1 protein-coding gene is annotated in these 3,498 nt (G+C 70.5%); it reads right to left on the bottom strand.

Going from position 1 to position 3,498, the window contains the following annotated elements:
- A partial coding sequence (locus ACZLMO_RS16675) for a phosphodiester glycosidase family protein (RefSeq protein ID WP_463654379.1) occupies positions 1-3,170 on the bottom strand: 3,170 nt, incomplete at its 3' end.
- Between the last annotated feature and the right edge of the window lie 328 nt (positions 3,171-3,498).

Genomic DNA, 3,498 nt, shown 5'->3' with positions numbered 1-3,498 from the left:
CCGATCATCGACCAGCCCGAGAAGCCGCCGCGGTCCGGGGTCGAGTTCGGAGACTTGCCCACGTTGCCGTTGGTCAGGTACTCGACACCGTCGCGGGTCGACACGTCGAACGCCCCCACGCCCGCGCCGACGAACATCACCGAACGGCCCGAGTCCTCGACCTCGCCCAACCAGGACTCGAGCGTCGCGGCCTCGAGGCGGTCCGCCATGTCCGACGGGGATCCCGGCAGGAAGTCGCGCGGGGGGTAGTGCGAGAACACCATGACGCCCGTGATCTCCGGGTCGAGCTGGGCCAGCAGCAGCTGCTGACGCAGCATGACCATCTGCCCGAAGTCGTCCCCGAGGCGACCGGTGGAGGAGTTGAGGGTGATGATGCGCGTGCCGGCCACGTCGCGGACCGTCGACGTCTCGCCGAACTCGTCGACGAAGTTGCTGATCGGGCCACCCATGATCTCGTGGTTGCCCGGGACGTAGACCCACGGCAGGTCGGTCTCGGCGAGCTCCTCGTCGAGGATCCGGCGCGCGAGGTCGAAGTCCTCCGGCGCCGCCTCGTCGGTGAAGTCACCGTTGATGACCAGCAGGTCCGGGTCCTCGGCCACGATCTCCTGCAGACCACGGCGAGCGTTCTCGACCTGCGGCGACTCCGGCGCACGCGCCACGAACTGCGCGTCCGACATCACCGCCACCCGCAGCCCCGCGTCGTCGGCCGCGTTGGCCGTCGACAGGGACGGGTCCTCCCACACGGGCACCTCGGGTGCCTCGGCGATCGGCGCCATCGTCGCGGTGACGTCGTCGATGAGGACGGTCGTCTCGTACTGCTCGCTCGCCGACGACTCGTAGAGCGCGACACGGCCGAACTGGATGGGGTGCGGCCAGTCCTGCGGGACCTGGACCGTCAGCTGCTGCCACTCCGTGCCGGTCACGGTGCCGCCGTAGATGAAGCGGAAGGTTCCCTCGGCGTCGAACACCGAGAAGTAGATCTCGGGGGTACCCCGGCCGTCGCCACGGAACCAGGCCGACAGCGTCTGCAGCTGCCCCTCGGGAGCCGGGAACGCGTTGATCTCGGACCGGAAGTTCATCGTGCGGGTCGCGGTGGACTCGTTGAACACCGCGGTGGCCTCGATGGCCGAGGTGTCGCCCTCGGTCCGGCCCTCCTCGACCATGCGCGACGACGAGTTCGGGTTGCGCGAACCGTAGTGCCACCAGCCGCCCTCCTCGTCGAAGCTGGTGATCTCGAGCTCCTCCAGCCCGACCATCACCGACAGGTCGGCCTCGACGTCGCCGACGCTGAGCGTGAGGGTCGCGGACCCGGAGTCGACGAGCGCGCTGATGTCGAACGTGCTGGCCGTGGCGGGGGTGAGCTCGACGACGCCGTCGGCGCCCTCGATCGTCACGTCCGCGGCGTCGATCGGCGCGATGAAGCCCTCGGCGTCGTAGCCGTAGAGCGTGAACGGCGTGCTCGCGCCGGGGTCCGGCAGGGAGAGCACGTTCGGGGAGGCCTCGAGCCGGACGAGCTCGCCCAGGACCTCGACGTCGGCCTCACCGGTGGCGGTGCCGACCTCGTTCTCCGTCGACGCCGAGACCGTCGTGGTGCCCGTGGCACCCGCGGTGAGCAGGCCGTCGGTGTCGACCGTGGCGACCACCTCGTCCGAGGAGACCCACGACTCGGCGGGGGTGCCGACCGCGCGCATGACCTCGTCGTAGCCGAGCGCCACCATCTGGCGGTGCAGGCCGGGGAAGACCCGGTGCGCATTGGCGATCCGCACCTCGGGGCGCACGGAGTAGTTGTGGACGATGCCGGAGCTGGGGCCCACGATGACGCCGATGCCGTTGGCGTCCTCGCGCTCCTCGCCGTCGGAGGGGCTGTTGACGATCTCGTCGTCCGTCTCCCCCGGGTCGGTGGCATTCATCTGGGTCGAGCCGCCGCCGTCGAGGTTGAGGGCGTTGTAGGAGCCGATCTGCTGCATGAACTCACCGGTCTCGTCGAGGCTCATGCCGCGGGAGATGTCCTGCCGGCCGTCGATGACGACCATGTAGAGGTGCTCGCCGGCCTCGTCAAGGCCGACCGCGGTGCGGGGTGCGAGGCTCTCGTCGGACGCGTCGTGGAGGACGCCGCCCTGGAGGAGGATGGCGTTGCGACCACCGTGGCCGCCGAGCGCGAGGACGACCTCGTCGGCGTCGGACCGCACGGAGTAGGTCGTCTGGAGGCGGTCGCCGACAGCCAGCGTGCTCAGCTGGTCGGCGAGCTCACCGGCGGGCGCGACGACGATGCGGGCGTCGGCGGGGATCTCGCCCTCGCCGACCGGCCCCGCGACCTGCGTGACCCGCGAGTCTCGGCCGATCCACACCTCGACGGCGTTCGCGCGGTCCGGAAGGGAGTTCGCCCGGGCATACGTGCCCCAGCGGTCGGTGAACACGCCCACGCCGGAGGTGTCCCACTCCGAGGCGTTGACGCCGGTGAGCGGGAGCTCCCACCCGGCGTCGGGCGCCGCAGCGACGCCCTCCATGAAGACCTCGGTGATGAGGCCCAGGCCCTGCGAGTCGATGACGAGGGCCGCGTTGTCGCCAGGGTTCGGCGAGGTGACGATGCCCGACTCGGGGTCGACGCCGATGCCGTTGGACGAGCCCGAGTTGCCGATGTCGAAGCCCGAACCGTTGATGCCCGCGACGGCGTCGGCCTCGTCGATCATGTCCGAGATGGTCGAGGTGCCGGCGACCTCACCGGAGTCCATGTAGTCCAGCGAGATCGCCGGGTTGGTCAGATCGATGTCGAGGACGGCACCCTGCAGCCAGCCTGCCGACTCCATCCGCGTGAACTCGGTGAGGACCGCACCCGGCGCGATCTGCGTGGCGGTCTGCTCGCTGACGATCGCCGTGCCGTCGTTGGACACGTCGAGGTAGTCGTCGGCGATCTCGGCAGCGTCGGGCTCGGCGCCGTCGGTCGGGCTCTCTCCCGGGCCGGCGGAGGGAGACTCGGCGGTGGGCGCCGAGGACTCGCTCTCGGCACCGGAGTCGAGCTCCGCGGTGTCGTCGAGGGTGGGCCGGTCGGGGTCGGCGACCGGCGTCGCTCCCGCGGGAGCGACGAGGGTCGCGGTCACGCTCGCCGAGGCGAGCAGACCGATGAGGGTGGCGGCGACGCGTGGGCGCCGCCGTGCGGGCACAGCTGACATGGCAGTCCTTTGGCAGAACATCGAACGGGGGTGCACCTATTGGACGCCGGGTCGATGGCGACCACCTGTCGCAGGGGTGGATCGAAGGTGTCGTCGAGACGTCCGTTCAGGGCTGCCGCCACCGGTATCGATGCAGGTCGGAGCGCCGAACGACTCCTACCGGGAGGACGTCCACCCACACGTCGAGAGTGCAGTTCGTCGTCGTCGAGATTGCGGTTCGTCGTCGTCGAGATTGTGGTTGGGGCCCCAACCGCAATCTCGGCGACAGGACCCCGGACGCACGACGGCGGGGGTCCCCCCCCCCGGGGAGCCCCCCCGCCACAAGGGT

The sequence above is a fragment of the Georgenia sp. G2120 genome, from assembly GCF_055326485.1.
Note: the sequence above shows the minus strand (reverse complement) of the source record. Positions and strands in the feature narration are given on the sequence as shown.